Origin of the sequence: Aurantimonas sp. HBX-1, from assembly GCF_021391535.1 — a bacterium.
Lineage (GTDB): Bacteria > Pseudomonadota > Alphaproteobacteria > Rhizobiales > Rhizobiaceae > Aurantimonas.
In genome coordinates this window covers 2,563,682-2,584,142 of sequence record NZ_CP090066.1, presented here as the reverse complement: position 1 = coordinate 2,584,142, position 20,461 = coordinate 2,563,682, and the positions used below count along the sequence as shown (strand labels likewise).

Annotated in this window: 18 protein-coding genes and 1 other RNA gene; 13 read left to right on the top strand and 6 right to left on the bottom strand. The window is 70.2% G+C overall.

The features are described from left to right. Window positions 1-19 precede the first annotated feature (19 nt). The gene (locus tag LXB15_RS12215; protein ID WP_233953151.1) at window positions 20-481 is read left to right on the top strand and encodes a molybdopterin-dependent oxidoreductase; all 462 of its coding nucleotides are present in this window, start codon (window positions 20-22) and stop codon (window positions 479-481) included. 15 nt (window positions 482-496) lie between these two features. Further along, window positions 497-2,899: a bifunctional diguanylate cyclase/phosphodiesterase gene (locus tag LXB15_RS12210; RefSeq protein ID WP_233948715.1), complete on the top strand. Its 2,403-nt coding sequence runs from the start codon at window positions 497-499 to the stop codon at window positions 2,897-2,899. A 27-nt stretch (window positions 2,900-2,926) separates the two neighbouring features. Here LXB15_RS12210 and LXB15_RS12205 read toward each other — a convergent pair whose 3' ends face one another. Then, window positions 2,927-3,418, bottom strand: a complete 492-nt coding sequence (locus tag LXB15_RS12205; protein ID WP_233948714.1) for a thioesterase family protein — start codon at window positions 3,416-3,418, stop codon at window positions 2,927-2,929. Window positions 3,419-3,533: 115 nt separating this feature from the next. Between LXB15_RS12205 and LXB15_RS12200 the strand changes: the two genes are divergently transcribed. After that, window positions 3,534-4,943 (top strand): FAD-binding oxidoreductase, encoded by a 1,410-nt coding sequence (locus tag LXB15_RS12200; protein WP_233948713.1) that lies wholly within the window; start codon window positions 3,534-3,536, stop codon window positions 4,941-4,943. A 144-nt stretch (window positions 4,944-5,087) separates the two neighbouring features. Next, window positions 5,088-9,008, top strand: coding sequence for an AsmA-like C-terminal region-containing protein (locus LXB15_RS12195; protein ID WP_370640227.1), 3,921 nt, complete (start codon window positions 5,088-5,090; stop codon window positions 9,006-9,008). A 3-nt stretch (window positions 9,009-9,011) separates the two neighbouring features. On the opposite strand, the gene LXB15_RS12190 is transcribed toward LXB15_RS12195, so the two are convergent. The 4 genes from LXB15_RS12190 to ssrA all read right to left on the bottom strand — a co-directional run bounded on the left by LXB15_RS12190 (window position 9,012) and on the right by ssrA (window position 10,499). After that, window positions 9,012-9,227, bottom strand: coding sequence for a ribbon-helix-helix domain-containing protein (locus tag LXB15_RS12190; RefSeq protein WP_233948711.1), 216 nt, complete (start codon window positions 9,225-9,227; stop codon window positions 9,012-9,014). Beyond that, window positions 9,224-9,478, bottom strand: a complete 255-nt coding sequence (locus LXB15_RS12185) for a DUF4169 family protein (protein WP_233948710.1) — start codon at window positions 9,476-9,478, stop codon at window positions 9,224-9,226. The genes LXB15_RS12190 and LXB15_RS12185 overlap by 4 nt, the downstream gene beginning before the upstream one ends. 8 nt (window positions 9,479-9,486) lie before the next feature. Further along, complete coding sequence (locus LXB15_RS12180) at window positions 9,487-10,080, bottom strand: SspB family protein (protein ID WP_233948709.1); 594 nt, start codon at window positions 10,078-10,080, stop codon at window positions 9,487-9,489. 59 nt (window positions 10,081-10,139) lie between these two features. Beyond that, window positions 10,140-10,499, bottom strand: a transfer-messenger RNA (tmRNA) gene (gene ssrA / locus LXB15_RS12175). A 211-nt stretch (window positions 10,500-10,710) separates the two neighbouring features. Here ssrA and LXB15_RS12170 point away from each other — a divergent pair. The 6 genes from LXB15_RS12170 (at window position 10,711) to LXB15_RS12145 (ending at window position 16,648) form a co-directional block, all read left to right on the top strand. Further along, the gene (locus tag LXB15_RS12170; protein ID WP_233948708.1) at window positions 10,711-11,505 is read left to right on the top strand and encodes a thymidylate synthase; all 795 of its coding nucleotides are present in this window, start codon (window positions 10,711-10,713) and stop codon (window positions 11,503-11,505) included. Further along, window positions 11,502-12,062, top strand: coding sequence for a dihydrofolate reductase (locus LXB15_RS12165; protein ID WP_255696593.1), 561 nt, complete (start codon window positions 11,502-11,504; stop codon window positions 12,060-12,062). Before LXB15_RS12170 ends, LXB15_RS12165 begins: the two co-directional genes overlap by 4 nt. A gap of 178 nt (window positions 12,063-12,240) precedes the next feature. Continuing rightward, a complete protein-coding gene (gene hflK / locus LXB15_RS12160; RefSeq protein ID WP_233948707.1) occupies window positions 12,241-13,419 on the top strand; it encodes an FtsH protease activity modulator HflK in 1,179 nt (392 codons plus the stop codon). After that, a complete protein-coding gene (hflC, locus tag LXB15_RS12155) occupies window positions 13,419-14,567 on the top strand; it encodes a protease modulator HflC (protein WP_233948706.1) in 1,149 nt (382 codons plus the stop codon). Before hflK ends, hflC begins: the two co-directional genes overlap by 1 nt. Continuing rightward, window positions 14,564-14,749, top strand: a complete 186-nt coding sequence (locus tag LXB15_RS12150; protein ID WP_233948705.1) for a DUF2065 domain-containing protein — start codon at window positions 14,564-14,566, stop codon at window positions 14,747-14,749. The genes hflC and LXB15_RS12150 overlap by 4 nt, the downstream gene beginning before the upstream one ends. Window positions 14,750-15,004: 255 nt before the next feature. Beyond that, the gene (locus tag LXB15_RS12145; RefSeq protein ID WP_233948704.1) at window positions 15,005-16,648 is read left to right on the top strand and encodes a Do family serine endopeptidase; all 1,644 of its coding nucleotides are present in this window, start codon (window positions 15,005-15,007) and stop codon (window positions 16,646-16,648) included. 21 nt (window positions 16,649-16,669) lie between these two features. On the opposite strand, the gene serB is transcribed toward LXB15_RS12145, so the two are convergent. Next, window positions 16,670-17,557 carry a phosphoserine phosphatase SerB gene (serB, locus tag LXB15_RS12140; RefSeq protein ID WP_233948703.1) on the bottom strand — a complete coding sequence of 296 codons (888 nt, stop codon included), beginning with the start codon at window positions 17,555-17,557 and terminating at the stop codon, window positions 16,670-16,672. Window positions 17,558-17,574: 17 nt separating this feature from the next. Between serB and miaA the strand changes: the two genes are divergently transcribed. The 3 genes from miaA (at window position 17,575) to LXB15_RS12125 (ending at window position 20,226) form a co-directional block, all read left to right on the top strand. Continuing rightward, complete coding sequence (miaA, locus tag LXB15_RS12135) at window positions 17,575-18,483, top strand: tRNA (adenosine(37)-N6)-dimethylallyltransferase MiaA (RefSeq protein ID WP_233948702.1); 909 nt, start codon at window positions 17,575-17,577, stop codon at window positions 18,481-18,483. A gap of 68 nt (window positions 18,484-18,551) precedes the next feature. Continuing rightward, window positions 18,552-19,334 carry a GGDEF domain-containing protein gene (locus LXB15_RS12130; protein ID WP_233948701.1) on the top strand — a complete coding sequence of 261 codons (783 nt, stop codon included), beginning with the start codon at window positions 18,552-18,554 and terminating at the stop codon, window positions 19,332-19,334. A 79-nt stretch (window positions 19,335-19,413) separates the two neighbouring features. Continuing rightward, window positions 19,414-20,226 carry a DUF1206 domain-containing protein gene (locus tag LXB15_RS12125; RefSeq protein WP_233948700.1) on the top strand — a complete coding sequence of 271 codons (813 nt, stop codon included), beginning with the start codon at window positions 19,414-19,416 and terminating at the stop codon, window positions 20,224-20,226. The last annotated feature ends 235 nt before the right edge of the window (window positions 20,227-20,461 follow it).

The window sequence follows — 20,461 nt, the reverse complement described above, 5'->3', positions numbered from 1 at the left end:
CGCGGCATGCGTGCTCGCGATGCTCACGACTGCGCAGGCCGACCCGCTCGCGGCGCCGGCCGGCGAGCCCATCCTGATCGTTTCCGGCAAGATCGCCTCCACCAATGTCGGCGACACCGCGCAGTTCGACCGCGCCATGCTCGAGGCGCTGGGCACGGTCAGCTTCGAGACGCGGACGCCCTGGCGGGAAGGCATCAGCACCTTCGAGGGCGTGCCGCTCGAGGCGCTGATGACGGCGGTCGGCGCGCGCGGCGAGACCGTCACCGCCATCGCCCTCAACGACTATGTGACCAGCATCCCGATCAGCGACTTCGCCCGCTTCGGCACCATCCTGGCGCTGAAGTGGGACGGCGAATACATGACGGTGCGCGACCACGGCCCGCTCTTCATCGTCTATCCCTACGACAGCGACCCCGAACTGCAGAACCAGACCTATTTCGGTCGGTCGGCCTGGCAGCTCCGGCAGTTGGTCGTCGAATAGGCCGGCGGGCAGGCGATGTCCCTCAAGACGCTGAAATGGCTGCTGGCCGCCACCGTATGCTGCTTCGCCGCGGCGACATTCTACCTCTCCTACGTCATCGTCGAGCGGCAGAATGCCCTGCACGGCGTCTCCCGCTACAACGCCGCCTGGAACGTCAGCCAGGGCGTCTCGGAGTTCATGCGGCTCGAACACCGGCTGGCGGCCTACGCGCTGCCGGGCCGGAACGTCAGCCACGACGAGATCCAGCTCCGGCTCGACATCATGTTCAGCCGGCTCGGCCTGTTCGAGAGCGAGTCGGAGACGGTCCCCCACGAGCGCAGCCTGCGCCATTTCATCGAGAGCGACCGGTCCCATCTCGCGACCATCGACAATCTGCGCCAGGCCCTGCGGACGGTTGAAAGCCTGCTGGCCAATCCGCCGATCAGCATCCCGGATGCCCTGGCGGCCCTGGCGGCCCTCGAGCCGCTCGATGCGCAGCTGACCTCGCTGGCCGCTGCCGCAGCGACGCACGGCGCTTCGCTTGCCCGCGAGGACCAGACGGCGCTGCAGCGGCTGCACACGCTGTTCACGGCGTTGGCCATCGGACTGATCCTCTGCGGCATCGCGCTCATCGTGCTGCTGCTCCACCACAACCGGCTGCTGACGCGCGCCCAGCAGCACCTCAGGAACCTCGCGGACCGGCTGCAGGCGACGACGCGCAGCCTGCAGGCGCAGAACCAGCGCTTCGACGCGGCGCTGGAAAACATGTCCCAGGCGCTGTGCACCTTCGACGGCAAGGGTCGGCTCGCGGTCTTCAACGAGCGCTTTGCGGCGCTCACCGGCCTGCCGGAGCACGAGCTGGCGGGCGCGACGGTCGAGGAGATCATCGAGCGCAGCAGTGCGGAAGGCCCGGTCAGCGCCTTCCGGCAGATCAGCACGCGCCAGCGCAGCCTGGTGAAGCAGAAGCGCGGGGCGCTGTTCACCCAGGAACTGCAGGATAGCAGGGCCTTTTCGGTGTCTCACGAGGCGCTGCCCGACGGGGGCTGGCTCGCCACCTACGAGGACATCAGCGAGCGGCGCCGTGCCGAGGCCCGGATCGCCCACATGGCGCATCACGACCCGCTGACCGACCTGCCGAATCGCACGCTGTTCCAGGAGCGCCTGGAGTTCGCGGTGGCGCGCTCGCGGGACGACGGCAGGCGCACGACGGTGTTCCTGCTCGACCTCGACGGCTTCAAGGACGTCAACGACACGCTCGGCCACCATGCCGGCGACGAGCTGCTGAGGGCCGTCGCGCGGCGGCTGCGGTCCGCCGCCGGGGCCGGGCGGATGGCGGCGCGGCTCGGCGGCGACGAGTTCGCGGTGCTCGACGAGTCGGCCGGCGACGCCGAGGCGAGCCTCGAACTCGCCCGGCGGCTGATTGCCTTCCTGTCCTGCCCCTATGCCTTCGACGGCAAGCAGGTCGACATCGGCGTCAGCATCGGGATCGCCGAACATGCCGAGGACGCGCCGCACCCCGAGGACATCCTGAAGCGGGCGGATCTGGCGCTGTACCAGGCCAAGGCGGACGGCAAGGGGCGGGCGCGCCTGTTCGAGCCGGAAATGGACGCCCACCTGCTGGTGCGCAAGGCGTTCGAGGCGGACCTTCGCGGCGCGCTGCAGCGCGGCGAGATGTCGGTCCACTACCAGCCGCTGCTCGACACCGCGACGCGCAGCGTCTGCGGCTACGAGGCGCTGATGCGCTGGCACCACCCGGACCGCGGATGGGTCTCGCCCGCCGCGTTCATCCCCGTCGCCGAGGATATCGGCCTGATCGACCTTCTGGGCGAATGGGTGATGCGCGAGGCCCTGAAGGAGGCGGCGCGCTGGCCGGCCCACTTCACCATCTCGGTGAACCTTTCCGCCGTGCAGTTCCGCAGCGGCGCCCTGGCGCGGATGGTGATCTCGGCGCTGGCCGCCGCCGGCATCGCGCCCGAGCGGCTGCATCTGGAGATCACCGAATCGGTGCTGCTGGCGGCCAGCGAGCAGACCCTGGCGACGCTGCACCAGTTCAAGGATCTCGGCGTGCGCATCGCCATGGACGATTTCGGCACCGGCTACTCCTCGCTCAGCAACCTGCGCAGCTTTCCCTTCGACACGATCAAGATCGACCAGTCCTTCGTCCGCGACCTGACCTCCGGGCCGGAAGCCCTGTCGGTGGTGCAGCTGATCATCAGCCTGGGAACCAGCCTCGGCATGGAGACCACCGCCGAGGGCGTCGAGACCGAGGCGCAATATGCCTGCCTGCAGGCGCTCGGCTGCACCCATGTGCAGGGTTACCTGTTCGCCCGCCCGAAGCCCGCCGGGGAACTAGGCCACGAGGCCCTGCGGCCGGAGCCGGAGGAAGTGGCGCCGGCGGACCCGGCGACCGGCGCGCGCCAGGCCGACCGCGGACGCTGACCGCAGCGCCACGTCGAAATGGCGCGGCTACTCCCGCACCATCGAAATCCGGCGGCCGAGGCGGTCCGGCCGGGGCAGCAGCGCGTGGTCGGCCGCCATCGCTGCTATGCGCGCATGGACGTCGGGCGGAAACGGTGCCGCCTTCGGCGCCTCGCCGCTCTGGTCGATGGACAGGCTGAGGCTCTCGAGGGTGGCAGCCCGCCAGCCGTCCTCGTGCAGCATCTCCTGGAAGACGTGCAGGCGCTTGGCGTCGAGGCCGACGATCTGCGAGGTGACCGAGACGCGCGAGCCCGGCGGCACCTCGCGCAGGTAGCAGACATGCGTTTCCACCGAGAAGGTGGTCATGCCGCGGGCCGTCCGATAGGCCTCGCCCAGCCCGACGGCGTCGAACAGGCCGTCGATGCCGCGGTCGAAAAGGACGTGGTAGTAGGCGAGGTTGAGATGGCCGTTATAGTCGATCCATGCCGGCTCGAGGGCCATCAGGGCGGATCGGAAGGGGGCCGGGGGGCTGGCGGTCATCGCGGTCTCGCATTGTCGGGGTGGCTTGGCTACGGCTAGAAGCCAGAGGCGGGGCCGCACGGCAAGCCGCCGACGCCGCGCGGCGATGCGGCGGAGCAGGGACGAGGGAGGAATCATGGCGCTTCAGGACATACTGGCCGAACGCCCGGTGCGGCGGGAAGGCATCGGCAACGCCGTCGCCATCCTGCGGCAGCGGTTCGGCGAGCGGCTGGTGACCGGCGAGGACGTGCGCCGGGCGCATGCGCATTCGACCACCTACCTGCCGAACCAGATGCCCGACGCGGTGGTGTTCGCCGAGTCCGAGGCGGAGGTGCAGGAGATCGTCCGGATCTGCGGCGACCACGAGACCCCGATCGTCGCCTTCGGCACCGGCTCGTCGCTCGAGGGGCACATCAACGCGCCGCAGGGCGGCATCTCGCTCGACCTGTCGCGCATGGACAGGGTGCTCGCGGTCCATCCCGAGGATCTCGACTGCGTCGTCGAGCCGGGCGTCACGCGCGAGGCGCTGAACGCCTATCTGCGCGACACCGGCCTGTTCTTCCCGATCGACCCCGGCGCCAATGCCAGTCTCGGCGGCATGGCGGCGACCCGGGCTTCGGGCACCAACGCGGTGCGCTACGGCACGATGCGCGACAACGTCATCGGGCTGACGGCGGTGATGGCCGACGGCCGGGTGATCCGCACCGCACGGCGCGCCAAGAAGACCTCCGCCGGCTACGACCTGACGCGGCTCCTGGTCGGCTCGGAAGGCACGCTCGGCATCATCACCAGCCTCAACCTGAAGCTCTACGGCATTCCCGAGACGATCCTCGCCGGCGTCTGCCCGTTTCCGGACGTCGACAGCGCCTGCAACGCGGTGATCCAGACCATCCAGCTCGGCCTGCCGGTGGCGCGGATCGAACTGCTCGACACTCAGTCGATGCAAGCGACGATCGCCTATGCGCAGCTCGACCTCGAGGCGCGGCCGTCGCTGTTCCTGGAGTTCCACGGCTCGCCGGCCGGCGTCGCCGAGCAGGCCGAGCTGTTCGCCGCGATCGCCGACGAGCACGGCGGCGGGCCGTTCCGCAGCGCCGAGCGGGCCGAGGACCGGGCGAAGCTGTGGAAGGCCCGGCACGACCTCTACTGGGCGGCGCAGGGTCTGCGGCCGGGGGCGAAGGCGATTGCCACCGACGTCTGCGTGCCGATCTCGCGGCTCGCCGAATGCATCGCCGAGACGCAGGCGGACATCGCGGCTTCCGGCCTGCTGGCGCCGATCGTCGGCCATGTCGGCGACGGCAATTTCCACACGACGCTGCTACTCGACGTCGACGATCCGCGCGAGATCGCGGCGGCGGAGGGGTTCATGGCCCGGCTCGCGGAACGCGCCGTCGCCATGGACGGCACCTGCACCGGCGAGCACGGCGTCGGCCAGGGCAAGCGCGGCTATCTGCGGGGCGAGCTCGGCGATGCGGTGGACGTGATGCGGGCCATCAAGCTGGCCCTCGATCCGAAGGATATTCTCAACCCCGGCAAGATCTTACCCTGAGCTAACCAGGGCGGTGGCCTCGACAGGACGCGCCGATTGCGGTCATGGTTGCAAGGCAGCATGGCCGCCGCGCCGGACGGTCAGGAAGGGGCAAGCGGCGGCGGCGATGATGGCGCCGGCACCTCGTAGGCCGCCCTCCGTGGCATCGCAGCAGAAGAAGGGAGCCGGAACCTGGTCAGAGTCTTCGTCTTCTTCGGCGGTCTCCTGGTGCTTGCGCTGGTGGCGGCGCTGGTGGCGCCGTTCTTCATCGACTGGACGGCCTATCGCGCGCATTTCGAACGCGAGGCGTCGTCGATCCTCGGCCGCGACGTGGTGGTGCGCGGCGCCGCGTCGGCGCGACTGCTGCCCTTCCCGTCGGTGACCTTCGAGGATGTCGAGGTGATGGGCGAGGGCGGCGCGCCGCTGCTGACGGTCGACCGCTTCCGGATGGACGCAGAACTCGCCCCCTACCTCTCCGGCGAGATCTTCATCTACGCCATGACCCTCGATCGGCCGCAGCTGCGCCTGCCGATCCGCCCGGATGGCGGCGTCGACCTGGTGGTCGTGAAGCCGGCGATCCCGAACGGCGCGACGGTGGTGCTCGACAACGTCTCGGTGAATGACGGGACGGTGGTGATCGAGCAGGGCTCGACCGGCCGGCGGCACGAGCTTTCCGACCTGAACGCGACGCTGTCGGCCGATTCCCTTGCCGGCCCCGTCGCCGGACGCGGCACGTTCGAGACGGGTGGCGAGACGGTCGCCTTCTCGGTTTCCACCGGGACGCTGCAGGCGGACGGCGGCCTGCCGCTGCACGTGGAGGTCGCGAACGCCTCGCTCGCGGCGCAGCTGCTGCTCGACGGGGCTGCCACCATGCAGGCCGGGCTGCCGCACTTTGCCGGCACGGCGCGGCTCGTCCGGCCCTGGCAGCCGCCGCAGGCGCCGGTCGAGGGTTCGGTCGATCCGTTCCGCCCGGCGGAGACCTCTCAAGCCGAGGCTGCGGCCGTCGCGGCGCTGCCCTTGCGCGCGACCGGCGCGATCGAGTTGTCGCCGCGGGTCGCCGAGTTCACCGACATCAGGCTGGAGGCGGGAGCCAGCGAGCAGCCCTATCTTCTGACCGGCAAGGGCCGGCTGAACTTTGCCGGCGTGCCGCGATTCTCGCTGTCGCTGGAGGGCGAGCAGGTCGATGTCGACCAGGTGGCCGGCGGGGCCGATCCGGCGGCGCCGGACGCAGCGCCGCTCGATCTTGCCCAGCGCGTGGAGGCGATGCGCCAGGTGCTCGCCGAGATTCCCAGGCCGGGCATGGCCGGGACAGTCGAGATTACCCTGCCGGTGGTGGTGGCCGGCGACACGACGATCCGCGATGTCGCCTTCGCCGCCAGCCCGACGGGCAACGGTTGGGCGCTGCCGCGCTTCACCGCCGAACTGCCCGGCCGAACGCGGCTCGAGGCGGACGGCATCGTCGGTCTCGACGAGGCCTTCAGCTTCCGCGGCAACCTGCTCCTCGCCTCGCAGCAGCCGTCGGGCTTCTCCGACTGGCTGAGCGGCGCGGTCGACCCGGCGATCCGCACGCTCGGCCGCGCCGGCCTGTCCGCCAGCGCCGAACTCACGAGCGAGAGGCAGGTCTTCGAGGATCTGGAGATCGACATCGGCGGCGACCAGCTGGCCGGGCGCCTGGAGCGCACCAAGGACGGCGAGACGACGACGATCGTGGCCGACCTCGCCGGCAAGGCGGTGGATCTCGACGCCCTGCAGGCCCTGTCGCGGCTGCTCACCGGCAGCGCCGATTCGCTCGCCACCGCCGACCGGTTCGACGTGTCGCTCCGGGCCGGGCCGGTGAGCTACGCGGGCACCGCTGCCGATCGGATCGAGGCCGACGTCGTCTATGACGGCGAGACGCTCGCCATCGACACGCTGGAGGTGACGGGGCTCGCGGGGGCGTCGCTCACCGCCGCCGGCCGCCTGACCGATCTCTCCGGCGCGGCGGCGGGCGAACTGGCGGTGTCGCTGGAGTCCGACGCGCCGGACCGCTTCATCGCGCTCTTGCAGACGCGGTTTCCGGGCGTGCCGCTGCTCGAGGCGCTCGGCCATCGGGCCGACCGGCTCGCACCGCTGCGCCTGGCCGGGGAGGTGCGCACCATCGAGGCCGATGGCGCCGGGCGGCCCACGCTGCACGTGCGCCTCGACGGAACCGCCGACGGCACCAAGATCGACCTGACGTCGGCGGTCGAGAACGGGCTCTACGCGCGGCGCGAGAGCGGGCGCTTCGGGCTCGACCTGCGGCTCGAGAACGACCGGCCGGCCGTTTTGCTGGAGCAACTCGGCATCGAGGCGATCGACGTCGGCGCGCCGGCGCCGCTGGAGGCCGAACTGTCGCTCTCGGCAGCGGCGACCGGACCGGTGGTGACAACTGCGACGCTACGCGCGCCGGGCAGCGAGGCGAGCTTCGACGGCGTCGTCGAGGTGACCCCGTCCGGCGTCGAGGGCGTCGAGGCCTCGGTGTATCTCGACAGCGAGGACGCCTCGCCATGGATGCTGACCACCGGCATCGATCTCGCCCAGGGCCTTGCCGCCATCCCCGTCGATGTCAGCGGCAGCGTCGTCTACGGGGAGGGCGACTGGGCGCTGAACGCCATTTCAGGGGCCATCGGCGACACCGATGTCGGCGCCGATCTGGTCAAGGCGGCGGGCGAGGCCTTCACCGGCACCGTAAGGGTCGGCAGCCTGTCGCTGCCATGGCTGGCGGAGCTGGTCTACGGACGCGCGATCGACGAAGGTGGCGCCGGCACCGGCTGGCCGGACGCGGCCTTCGGGCCCCCGCGCCTGCCGGAAATTCCGTTCGAGGTCTCGCTGCAGAGCGATTTTCTCGACCTCGGCGGGCCGCTGCTGAAGGATTTCTCCGCCACCGTCTCGGGATCAGGCGACAGGCTCGCCTTCGAGGCGGCGCGCGGCGCGGGCCTGGGGGGGAACCTTTCGGGCCGGCTCGAACTGCGCAATGCCGCCGGCATCGGCGGGCTGTCGCTGGAGGCACGGTCGGACGATCTCGAGATCGGGGCGCTCTGGCCCGCCCTCGTCGCCGGGGAGGGCGCCGGGCGCCTCGGCGGCGAAGTCCGGATCGAGGGCGCCGGGCAATCCTACGCGGCGATGGTCGCCGGCCTTACCGGGGCAGGGCGGGTCACCGTCCGCGACATCGTGCTGCCGGGCATTCCCGAGACCGTGCTGCCGCCGTTGCTCGCGGCGGCAGACGCCGAGGGCTTCGCACCTGAGGCGGACACGGCCGAAGCGCTCGCGGCGCTTTCCGCCGACCAACGTTTCGGCGTGGAGGAACTCGCGACCGAGTTTTCGGTGGCTGCCGGAACGGTGCGTTTTGCGCCGGTCACGCTGCGCCGGGACGATGCGACCCTGACCCTGGCGGGCAGTGTCGACCTCGCCGCGATGACGGCGGCCGGCGATTTCTCGCTGCTGATCGATCCCGGCGACGATCGGGTGGCCGGCGCCGAGCCGGCGGTGGCCTACACGCTCGAGGGCCCGCTGGCGGCGCCGACCCTGTCGCGCGATGTCGCGGCGCTGACCAACTATCTTTCGGTGCGGGCGCTGGAGCGCGAGCAGGCCCGCGTCGAGGCGATGCAGGAGAGCCTGCAGGAGCGGCTGCGCCTGCGCCGCGAGGCGCGGTTCTATCGCTGGCAGGAAGCCGAGGCGGCCCGCATCACCGAGGAGCGCCGGCTGGTGGCCGAGGAAGCCGAGCGCCGGCGCGCCGAAGCGGCCGCGGAAGCCGAACGCCGCGCCGCCGAGGCGGCCGCGGCGGAACGGCGTGAAGCGGAAGCCGCGGCAGCGGCGGAAGCCGAACGTCAGCGCGCGGCAGCGGCGGAAGCTGCCCGGCAGCGCGAGGCGGAGTCCGCTGCGGCGGCGCGGCGCGAGCGCCAGGCCGCCGAGGAGCGGCCTCGCCAGGCGCCGGAGCCGGCGCCGCGTCCGCCGGCAGCTGCCAGCCAGGGCCAGCCCCTCGATTTCGACCGGCCGCTGCCGGGAACGCCGCCACCGGCGGTCGACGACAATTTCCTGCCCGGGGTGCAGGATCCGCTGCGATTCTGAGGGTCAGCCGATCCGGGACAGCGCGTCGTCGAGGATGAACAGCCGGATGGCGGAGGAGAGGTTGGTGCCGGGCGCCCGGGCCGCGTCGATCTCGGCAATCTGCGCCGCCAGCGACAGGCCGCGCTCGCCGGCAATGATCCGCAGCCGTTCCCAGAACCGGTCCTCGACGCTGATCGAGGTCGCATGACCGCGAATCGACACGGACCGCTTGGTGATCATCGTTTCGGCGGGTCTTCTGCCGCCGGACCGGCGGGGCTGGCCTGACGTGGCGGCGACCCCGCCTCGGCGTCGCGGCCGGGGGCGAACGCCGCGCCGTCGAGGGCGCGTTCCCGACGCGCCGCCTCGATGCGGGCCGTCTCGCGCAGCGCCTTCGGCATGCCGTGGCGCACGCGGTTGTCCTCGGCCTGGCGCTCGGCAGCCAGCCTCTGGCGATCCTTGCGGGCGCGCCGGAGGTTGACGATATCGGCCATTGGTGGACTCAGGGCTTCTTGCGGAAGGCGTCGAGGGAAACCACTTCGGCTTCCTTCTTGTTGCCGGCCTTGCCGTCGGCCTCGCCGGCAGCGTCGGCCTTGCTCTCGGCGGTGGCTGCGACGGCCTTGCCCTTGCCGGGCAGCTTGGTCGGCTTGGCGGCGCGGGCCGGGGCGATGGACTGCGGCTTGGCCGGCTCGCCCGCTTCCTCGCCGACGAGTTCCGGCTGCTCGTTGGCCGCATCCATGCCGCGAACGTCGAACTCCAGCTCGAAATTGACGGCCGGGTCGTAGAAGCCGCGAATGGCGCTGAACGGCACCAGCAGGCGCTCGGGAATGTCGGAGAAGGAGAGGCCGACCTCGAAGGCCGTGTCGTTGACCTGCAGGTCCCAGTACTGGTGCTGAATCACGATTGTCATCAGCTCGGGGTACTTCTCGCGCAGCCGCGAGGAGATCCGCACGCCGGGAGCCGAGGTCAGGAAGGTGATGAAGAAATGATGGTCGCCGGGCAGGCCGGTCTTGACGACTTCGCCGATGACCTTGCGGATCACGCCCCGCAGAGCGTCCTGCGCTAGAACATCGTAACGGATGAGATCCTGGCCCATTGCGGTGTCCTGAACTTACCTGTGCAGATCCGCCGGTCGAACCGTACGCATCATAAAAAAGTGGAGGCTTCTGTTGCCAGGCGCCTCCGAGCCCCGCCTAGAAGTGCGAACCCCCAGGACTTGAATTGAAGCGTTCGCGCTGCTTACGCAGCGAGACGTGCTTCCGCATAGTTGTCGTTTGCAACTATAAAACGGCCCGATAACGGCGGTACCATTCCGAGCGAAAGTCCGATTTTTACACCCTCGTCGATCCTATTTCGCCCCCGCCTGGCCCCATCGTCACACTACGATGAAGCCAGGTGGAGGCGCCGGGTACCGCCCCCGGGTCCGAAAGGCTTATTACATCGGCCGTTTATCGCCATAGCCGACCGAAGCCGGCAATCGGGAATATAAGGTGCTCGACCGGCCGTGAAAAGGGCAGGACTTCCGAAGCTTCGGGGAATCGGTCAATGTTCTCTTGATACCTTCGACCCGTGGCGTCCGGGCATCAATGGCGTCGGGCGTGACGCACGCTGCCATTGACCGCGGGACGATCTGCCTGCCGAAGGCGGCGACGCACCCGGATCGTCGCGCAATCTCCGGTGGGTTTTGCCCTGAACGACCGGCCCGTCGCCGGAAGGAACCATCCGCATGCGCCAGTACCTGGAACTCCTCGGCCGCGTCATGGAGACCGGGACCGACCGGCCCGACCGGACCGGCACCGGCACCCGCTCGGTGTTCGGCCACCAGATGCGCTTCGACCTCGCCGCCGGCTTCCCGATGCTCACCACCAAGCGGCTGCACTGGAAGTCGATCGTCCACGAACTGCTGTGGTTCCTGAAGGGCGACACCAACATCGCCTATCTCAACGCCAACGGCGTGCGGATCTGGGACGAATGGGCCGATGCCGACGGCGAGCTCGGCCCGGTCTACGGGGCGCAGTGGCGCTCCTGGCCGGACTACCAGGGCGGGCACATCGACCAGATCGCCAAGGTGGTGAACGATATCCGCACCAATCCGCACTCGCGGCGGCTGATCGTCTCGGCGTGGAACCCGGCCCTCGTGGACGAGATGGCGCTGCCGCCGTGCCACTGCCTGTTCCAGTTCTACGTCGCCGACGGCCGCCTGTCCTGCCAGCTCTACCAGCGCTCGGCCGACATCTTCCTCGGCGTGCCCTTCAATATCGCCTCCTATGCGCTGCTGACCGCGATGGTGGCGCAGGCGACCGGGCTCGAGCCCGGCGACTTCGTCCACACGCTGGGCGACGCGCATCTCTATGCCGACCATTTCGAGCAGGCGCGGCTGCAGCTGACGCGCGAGCCGCTAGCGCTGCCGACGCTGAAGCTCGACCCGGCCGTCACCGACCTCTTCGCCTTCACCTTCGACGACATCGCGCTGGAGGGCTACGAGGCGCACGCCCACATCAAGGCGAAGGTGGCGGTGTGAGCCACGATGCGGACAGTCGCGGCAGGCCGGCCCTCGTCGCCGTCGTCGCGATGGCCGAGAACGGCGTCATCGGTCGCGACGGCGCGATGCCGTGGTCGGTGCCCAGCGACCTCAAGCGCTACCGCAGCCTCACCATGGGCAAGCCGATGATCATGGGCCGCAAGACGCTGGAATCGATCGGCCGCGTCCTCGACGGTCGCGACACGATCGTCCTGACGCGGTCCGCCAGCGTGCCGTTCGACGGCGCGATCGTCGCCGATTCGCCGGAAGCGGCGCTGGCGCTGGCCACCGAACGGGCGAAAACACGCGGCGCCGACGAGATCGTGATCGCCGGCGGCGGCGAAATCTACCGCGCCTTCATGGACCGGCTCGACCGGCTGCTGGTCACCGAGATCGCCGCCGCGCCCGAGGGCGACGCGGTGTTTCCGCCGATCGACCCGGCCCTTTGGGAAAAGGTGTTCGAAGCACCCGCCGAGCGCGGCGAAAGGGACAGCGCGGCGAGCCGCTTCAGGATTTACGAGCGCCGGGCGGCCGGCGCGGGATCGCCGCCCGCCTGAATCGTCCCGTGCCTCGGCCAGCGTCCCGCGTTCACCATCTGCCGGCGTTGGCGGAGCGAAATGGTCGCGGTCGCGTTGAAAGCAGTTTTGTCAGTTCTTATAAGGGCTGTACTGGATCCGGCGCGGGGAGGGGAGGACCGTCCCCCGCGTCCCTCTCTCGAAATCTGGAAGGATATCGATGCCCTGGAGCAATCAGACCGGCAATGGCGGCTGGAAGGGTAACGCTGGCGGAGGCGGGCCTTGGGGCCAGCGGCCGCAGCAGCCCCGTCCGGGCAGCGGCGGCTCTCCCGACTTGGAGGATATCCTGCGGCGGGGCCAGGACCGGCTGCGCCGCGCCATTCCGGGCGGCGGTGGCGGTGGCGGCAGCACGGCGGGCATGGCCGGCTGGGCGTTGCTGATCGTCGCGGGTCTCGCGGTGCTCTGGCTGTTCAAGTCGGTCTACACGGTCCAGGCCGACGAGGTCGGCGTCGAGATGCTGTTCGGCGAGCCGAAGCAGCAGCTTTCCGAGCCGGGCCTGCACTTCATGTTCTGGCCGCTCGAAACGGTCGAGACCGTCCCAGTGGTCGAAAGTCAGATCACTATCGGCAGCGGCGACCAGGGCGACACGTCCGGTCTGATGCTCTCCGGCGACCAGAACATCGTCGACGTGCAGTTTGCCGTACTCTACGAGATCGACGATCCGCAGAACTTCCTCTTCAACGTCGACGATCCGGCCGCCATGCTGCGGCAGGTTTCCGAGAGCGCCATGCGCGAAGTCGTCGGCCGTCGCCCGGTCCAGGACGTCTTTCGTGACGATCGCGCCGGGATTGCCGAGGAAGTCCGTGCGATCACCCAGGACACGCTGAACGAGTACGGCGCCGGGCTGCGCATCAACGCCATCTCCATCGAGGACGCGGCACCGCCCACCGAGGTGGCCGACGCGTTCGACGAGGTGCAGCGCGCCGAGCAGGACGAGGACCGCTTTATCGAGGAGGCGAACCGCTACCGCAACCAGCAGATCGGCTCGGCCCGCGGCGAGGCGGTGCAGATCCGCGAAGACGCCGCCGCCTACAAGGACCGCGTCGTGCAGGAGGCCGAGGGTGAGGCCCAGCGTTTCTCCTCCATCCTTACCGAGTTCGAGAAGGCACCGGAGGTGACCCGCAAGCGGCTGTTCCTGGAGACGATGGAGGGCGTGATGCGCGGCTCCAGCAAGGTGATCATGGAGCGTAGCGCGACCGGCGAGCAGGGCGTGCTTCCGTTCCTGCCGCTGAACGAACTGCAGCGCCAGGCACCCGGCGCCGCCCAGACGCAGGGCGCCAATAGGGCCCCTGCGACGACCCCGGGCAGCACCGCCGCCCAGCAGCCGGGAGCAAACTGATGGCCAACCGTTTCTATGGCATTCTCATCGCGGTCGCGGTCGTCGTGCTCCTGGTGTGGAACTCGATCTTCATCGTCAACGAGAAGGAGCAGGCCGCGGTCCTGCGCTTCGGTGAGATTCAGCGAGTGGTGTCGGAGCCCGGGCTCTATTTCAAGATGCCGTTCTCCTTCGCTGGCGCCGACAATGTCCGCAAGCTGCCGGACCGGCTGCTGCGCTTCGATCTCGACGACATCCGCGTCCAGGTCTCGGGCGGCAAGTTCTACGAAGTCGATGCGTTCCTGGTCTACAACATCTCGGACGCGGCCCGCTTCCTGCAGTCGGTCTCGGGCTCCATCCCGCAGGCCGAGCAGCGGCTGCGCACCCGTCTCGATGCGGCGCTGCGCCGGGTCTACGGCCTGCGCGGCTTCGAGGCGGCGCTGTCGGCCGAGCGCGGCGACATGATGCGCCAGGTGCGCGACCAGATCCGGCCGGACGCCGCGTCGCTGGGGCTCGAACTGACCGACGTCAGGATCCTTCGCACCGACCTGACGCAGGAGGTCTCGCAGCAGACCTACGAGCGGATGCAGGCCGAGCGGCTCGCGGAAGCGGAGCGGCTGCGGGCCCGCGGCCAGGTGGCAGCGCGGGAGATCCGTGCCGGTGCGGATCGCGAGGTCGTCGAAACGGTGGCAGCCGCGCAGCGCGATGCGGAAATCCTCCAGGGTGAGGGCGACGCCGCGCGCAACGGCATCTTCGCCGAGGCCTTTGGGGAGAACCCCGAATTCTTCGAATTCTATCGGTCGATGCAGGCCTATCGCGACTCGCTGGCGGATTCCGGCACGACGCTGGTGCTGTCGCCGGACTCGGAGTTCTTCCGCTACTTCCAGAACGACGGTGGCACGATGGAGGGCGCAGCCGCGTCGACCGGACGGCCCGTGGCTTCGCCGGCCGGACCGGAAGCCGCGGCGCCCGCGCCGTCAGCAGCGCCGCAGGCGGCCGACGCCGCAACGGCGCCGGTTCCGCCGGCAGCGGCCGGCACGCCGGCGACCGACGGTGCGGAGGCACCGGAAGCTGCCGACGCACCCGCGGCGGCCGAGGCTGCCGGCAGTGCGCAAGGGGCCGACGTTTCCGAGATCGAGCCCGGAACGGCGCCCGCTGCCACCGCGCAGTGAGTGACTTCGCGGTCGCCCTCGGTCTCCTCCTGGTGATCGAGGGCGTCGCCTATTGCCTGTTTCCCGGCCCGGTCCGCGACATGGCCCTGCGTATGCAGGCGATGCCCGACGCGACGATGCGGGCGGCCGGCCTCGCCGCCGCCGTCGCCGGTGTTCTCGTCGTCTGGCTCGTCCGGCATTGATCGGACCGGCGTCCGGCATCGGGCAGGGAGGCACCGCTACAGTCACGCCCGCGTCAACGGCTCCCAAACAACTTGATTCGGTCGCTTTTTTCCGCTCCGCTCCCGATCCGGGCTTGCGCCCTACGCCATGGCGGAGGGATGAGCGGGCCCGGCGGGCTGGTAGGCGCGGGCGGATTCGTTCGACGTCATCCAGATGACCTGCCAGCAGGCGTACGACATGTCGGCCGCCGCCTTCCCGATCCGAAAGGACCCGCGATGAACGCCAGTCTGCGCCGCCTGCCGATCATGTCCCTTGCGACCGCGTGGCTGGCCGCGACCGTGCTGATGCAGCCGCTGCCCGTCGCCGCCCAGGCGGTCGAACCGCTGCCGGCGCCGGAGCCGTCGGTGCCGGCTCTGCCCGCACCGCCCGTGCAGGAGGACGCCCCGGCCGCGCCGACCGTCGCTCCGGCGGCACCCACCGCGGCCGCGCAGCCCGCGATCCGCGGTCCGGCCTCGGTCGCCGATCTGGCGGAATCGCTGCTCGACGCGGTGGTCAACATCTCGACGTCGCAGACCGTCGACCGGCCCGGCGGCGGCATCCCGGAGCTCGAGGCCCCCGAGGGATCGCCGCTGCAGGACTTCTTCGACGACCTGCTGCGCGGCGACGACGGCGTCGGCGACCGGCGCGTCCAGTCGCTCGGCTCGGGCTTCGTTGTCGACCCGTCCGGCATCGTCATCACCAACAATCACGTCATCGCCGACGCCGACACGATCACCGTCAATTTCGCCGACGGCACGCGGCTCGACGCCAAGCTGCTCGGCCGCGACCCGAAGACCGATCTGGCGGTGCTCAAGGTCGAGTCGCCGAAGCCGCTGCCGTCGGTGGAGTTCGGGGATTCCGAGGCGCTGCGCATCGGCGACTGGGTGATGGCGATCGGCAACCCGTTCGGCCTCGGCGGCTCGGTCTCGGTCGGCATCGTCTCGGCGCGCGGGCGCAACATCAATGCCGGCCCCTACGACAATTTCATCCAGACCGACGCCGCGATCAATCGCGGCAATTCCGGTGGGCCGCTGTTCGACATGAACGGCCGGGTGGTCGGCATCAACACCGCGATCATCTCGCCGACCGGCGGATCGATCGGCATCGGCTTCTCGATCCCCGCCCAGCTGGCGGTCAATGTCGTCGACCAGCTCCGCGAGTTCGGCGAGACCCGGCGCGGCTGGCTCGGCATCCGCCTGCAGGCGGTCACCGACGATATTGCCGAAGGGCTCGGCATCGCCGAGGCCAAGGGTGCGGTGGTCATGGGCATCGTGCCGGGCGGCCCGTCCGACAACGGCCTGCTGAAGGTGGGCGACGTCATCGTCCGCTTCGACGGGCAGGAGATCGAGAGCTCGCGCGACCTGCCGCGCATCGTCGCCGAGACGCCGGTGGGCGAGACCGTCACGGTCGAGGTCCTGCGCAAGGAAGACACCGCCGCCCCGGCGAAGCCGCTTTCCGTCGAGGTGACGCTCGGGCGGCTCGAGGACGGCGAGAAGCTGATGGCCGAGGGCGAGGCGGCGGCCGATCCCTCCGCCAACGCCGATCCCGATGCGGCGGACGACGATTCCGCGCCGTCGGCGAGCGTGGTGACGCTCGGGATGACGCTGGCCGACATCGACGCGCCGCTGCGGGCCCAGTACGGGCTCTCCGACGACGCCGAGGGCGTGGTGATCGCCCAGGTGGAGCCGAATTCGAGCGCCGCGGAAAAGGGCATAGAGCCGGGCGTGGTGATCCGCGAGGTTGCGCAGGAGGAGGTCTCCGAGCCGCAGCAGGTGGCGGACAAGATCGCCAAGCTGAAGGCGGACGGACGGCGCAACGCCTTGCTGCTGCTGGCGACGGCGAGCGGCGATTTGCGCTTCGTGGTCGTGCCGATCGACTGAGCGCCGGATTTTCCGGCGCAGTCAACTGCGGAATTCGTCGCGCCGGTAGCCCTGCAGGAAGAGCAGCGCGGTGAGGTCGCCGTGGTCGATGCGGTGGCGGGCGCGCCCCGCGACCGACGGCTTGGCGTGCAGCGCGACGCCCGAGCCGGCGAGTTCCAGCATCGGCAGGTCGTTGGCGCCGTCGCCCACGGCCAGGACATCTGCCGGCGCGATGCCCAGCCGTCCGCCGATCTGGCGCAGCGCTTCGACCTTCGCCGCGGCGCCGAGGATCGGCTCGGCGACCGCGCCGGTCAGTTTCCCGCCCGTGGCGAGCAGCCGGTTGGCGCGGTCCTCGTGAAAGCCGAGACGTTCGGCGATCGGGCCGGTGAACACCGTGAAGCCGCCCGAGACGAGGGCGGTGTGGGCGCCGTGGGCACGCATCGTCGCGACCAGCGTGCCGCCGCCGGACGCCAAAGTGATGCGCTCGGCGATCACCTTGCCGATCGTGGCCTCCGGCAGGCCCGCCAGAAGGGCGACGCGCTCGCGCAGCGCCGGCTCGAAGGCGATCTCGCCGTTCATCGCGCGGGCGGTGATGGCGGCGACGCGGTCCTTGATGCCGACCTCGGCGGCCAGTTCGTCGATGCACTCCTGGTCGATCATGGTGGAGTCCATGTCGGCGATGAGAAAGCGCTTGCGCCGTCCTGCCCGCTCCTGCACCACCAGATCGAACCCCGCGGCGGACGCCAGTCCGGCGATTTCGGCGCGGAGGTCGGCGGTCACCGGGTTCTCGAAACCGATGTCTGCCGCGAACCCGTCGTCGAGCCATGTCGCATCGCGCGCCGGCACGCCGAGGCGGCCTGCCACGTCGGCGACGGCACCCGCGGGAAGTCCCGGCCCTGAGGGGGCGGCGATGAGCGTGGCAACGAACATGGAGAAACGGTCCGGACATGGCGGCGGTGGAGGCGGTTTTGATAGCCGGGCCGACGGCGAGCGGCAAGTCGCGCCTGGCGATGGAGCTTGCCGGCCGGCTGGACGGGGTGATCGTCAACGCCGATTCGATGCAGGTCTATGACGGGCTGTCGATCCTGACGGCGCGGCCGTCCGCGGCGGACATGGCGACGCTGCCGCACGCGCTCTACGGCCACGTCCGGCCGGGCGATCCATACTCGGCGGGCACCTATCTGCGCGACGCCGCGGCGAGCCTCGCCGCCGCCAAGGCGGCGGGCCGGCTGCCGATCTTCTGCGGCGGCACCGGCCTCTACTTCAAGGCGCTGCTCGGACTGCTCGATGAAATGCCCCCGGTGCCGGCGGCGATCCGCGAGCACTGGCGCGGCCAGCTAGCCGCGGAAGGCGCGCCGGCGCTGCACCGGCTCTTGGCCGAGCGCGATCCGGTCGCCGCGTCCCGCATCGCGCTGGCCGACGGCCAGCGCATCGTGCGGGCGCTGGAGGTCGGCGAGGCGAGCGGCCGGACCCTGTCGGCGCTGCAGGCCGGACGCGGCGAGGGCCCGCTGGAAGGGGCGCGGACCGTCCGGGTCGTGCTCGCCCCGGATCGGAGCGAACTGCGCGAGCGGATCGCCCGGCGCTTCGACGCGATGCTGGCGGATGGCGCACTCGCCGAAGTTGAAGCGTTCAGGCGCATGCCGGGTGCCCTGGACGGATCGGCGGCGCGGGCGATCGGGGTCGACGAGCTTGGTGCCGTCATCGACGGCACGCTGGATCTCGCCGCCGCGCGCGAACGGGCGATCACCCGCACGCGGCAATACGCCAAGCGCCAGGAAACCTGGTTCCGGCACCAGTTCGGGCCGGACTGGCAGCGGCTGGACGCCCCCGATCCCACCCGCATAGAGGGTATTTGACCGACCGGCTTAAGCAGAACTTCATGCCGTCGCGCTAGCTTTTCCGGAACGTGCTTCCGGAACCAACCATGACCACGAGCAAAGCCGAACTGACGGTCCTTCTCTTCCTGGGAGCGATCGTCACGGCGTCCGCGGGCATCGCCGCGTTCTACTCCGTCGCCCATTCGGCGCTCGGCGCGGCCGGCCTCGACGACGCGCAGCGCACCGGCACCATCCTCTTCGGCGGCACGATGGCCGCGATGCTGGTGGCGCTGGCGATCGGCCTGTTCTGGCTGCTGCCGACGATGCGCCGCCAGTTTCGCGAGCAGGACAAGCTGCAGTCGCTCACCGGCGTCCTCACCCAGCGCTCGCAGGATCTCGAGACGGCGGCGCTGACCGACCCCCTGACCGGGATGAACAACCGCCGCTTCTTCGACGCCGCGCTCGAGCATTTCCTGGTGGAATTTGCCCGGATCAACCGGCCGATCGGGCTGATGATCCTCGACCTCGACCACTTCAAGGCGATCAACGACACCTACGGCCACGACGTCGGCGACGAGGTGCTGAAGGCGATCGCCGCCTGCCTGTTCGAATTCACCCGCTATCACGACGTGGTGGCGCGGCTCGGCGGCGAGGAGTTCGCCATCGTCGCGCCCAATCTCGAGGCCGCGGAACTGGCGCATCTGGCCGAGCGCATCCGCGCCGCCATCCAGGCGCTGCCGTTCGGTCTCGGCACGGTGAGGATCCGGGTGACGGTCTCGATCGGCCTTGCGGTCTCGACTCCGTCGGACGACTGCGCCGGCTTCTACAAGCGCGCCGACGTCAATCTCTATGCGGCCAAGCAGGCCGGCCGCAACCGCGTCTGCGGCTGAGCCTGCCACATTTCCGCCATCCCCGGCGGAACTCGCCGGGGTGCCCGCGCGTATCGCCAAGAGCGCATCGGGAGCAGCCATGACCACCACGACACAGGCCATCATCAGGGATCACGGCGACCGCATGCGGCACGCGGCGCGCGCCGGCTACATCGCGCGCGGCGTCGTCTTCCTGATCATTGGCTACTTCGCCTTCAGCGCGGCCTTCGCGAGCGGCGAGGCGATGGGCGAGAAGGACGCGGTCGACGAGATGGCCGGCTCGGGCTTCGGCACCGTGCTGCTGGTCGCCCTGCTGCTGGCGCTGACGTCGTTCTCGGCCTGGCGGCTGTTCCAGGTGATCTTCGACATCGACCGCCACGGCACCGGTGCCAAGGGGCTGTTCGTGCGCACCGGGCTGACGATCAGCGCCTTCGCCTATGGCGCGCTCGCCTTCTATGCGGCGACGCTGCTGACCGGGCTGGGCAGCGGCGGCGGGGGCGGGAATGGCGTCGTCGCGGCGGCGTACGAGGCCGGAATCGGCGTATGGCTGACCTATGCGATTGCCGCCGGCATGGCCGCCGCCGGTGCCGCGCACGTCTTCAAGGGCACCAAGGCCGGTTTCGAGAAGTACATGAGCATTCCCGCCGGAAAGAGCTGGCTCAAGCCGGTCTGCCAGTTCGGCCTGATCGCCCGGGGCATCACCTTCTTCATCCTGGCGGGCCTGCTCGCCACCGGCGCGGCCTCCTATCGCAGTGGCGACACGCCGGGGATCGACACGGCGCTGAGCGCGATGGCGGGATGGTCCTTCGGCTGGGTGCTGCTGTCGGCGACCGGGCTGGGTCTCATTGCCTTTGGTGTGTACGCGCTGGCTGAAGCCGCCTACCGGCGGATCAATGTCGAGGCGGCGGCATGAGGATGCCGAAGCCGCGGGCAGCCGCGCCGGAAAAACAGGCATTGACGCCGGGCCCGCAGCGGCATAGCTTCCGGCCATGATCACGACGACCACCATTCTCGTAGTAGGAGTGCGCACACGCGAGGCGGCCTGAGGCCGCCCGGCGAAAGCCACGTGTGCGCGAACAAGGGCCCCAGACGGGCCCTTTTTTATTGCCCGAAATCCGGCCCGATACCGAGCCGGAAGGGAACTGCGG